Origin of the sequence: Caballeronia choica (genome assembly GCF_001544535.1) — a bacterium.
Classification (GTDB): Bacteria; Pseudomonadota; Gammaproteobacteria; order Burkholderiales; family Burkholderiaceae; genus Caballeronia; species Caballeronia choica.
In genome coordinates this window covers 1-573 of sequence record NZ_FCON02000611.1, presented here as the reverse complement: position 1 = coordinate 573, position 573 = coordinate 1, and the positions used below count along the sequence as shown (strand labels likewise).

General features: G+C 63.7%; 1 protein-coding gene. It reads right to left on the bottom strand.

Features of this window, described 5'->3' with window-relative positions; genetic code table 11:
* A partial coding sequence (locus AWB68_RS45990) for a Mu transposase domain-containing protein (protein ID WP_143282101.1) occupies positions 1 to 573 on the bottom strand: 573 nt, incomplete at both ends.

Sequence of the window (573 nt, the reverse complement as noted above, 5' to 3'; positions counted from 1 at the left end):
GCAGGCGCGGTAGCCATGCTCGGGATGCTTGTTCTCCTGCATCAGGCGCGTTACCGCTTCACCGGTGGCGGGTCCGATACTTTGTCCCCAGTGGATCAGTCGCTGCGGGGTCCACTCCATGTGGGCGCGATGCGCTGCGGGCATGTGCGCGGCGGTCGTGGTAAAGCCGCCATGCCGGCTGCTGCGCGCATGACTGGCTACCCGCTGCCCCCGATGCAAGAGCTCGATCACCGCGGTCGTGATACGCGCCTCCAGCGCTTGGCCCACCAGTGCATGCGGCACGCTGTAGCGATGCTGCTCGACATCGACGTGATAGTCGATGTGAACCTTGACGGTTTTGAATTGCGCCATCTCATAGGGCTGCGACGGCAAGGGCAGCAAGGCCGGCGCATCGAGTGCAGCGAAGGTGCTTGCACGGCTGCCGGGTAACTTCTGGAACGGTTTCTCATTGAGCTGCGTCAGCAACGGCGCGACCGCCTGGTTCACTTCGTGTACGCTGGCGAACTGCTGATGGCGCAGGCGCGCCATGATCCAGCGTTCGACGATCTGCACCGCAGACTCCGCTTTGGCCTT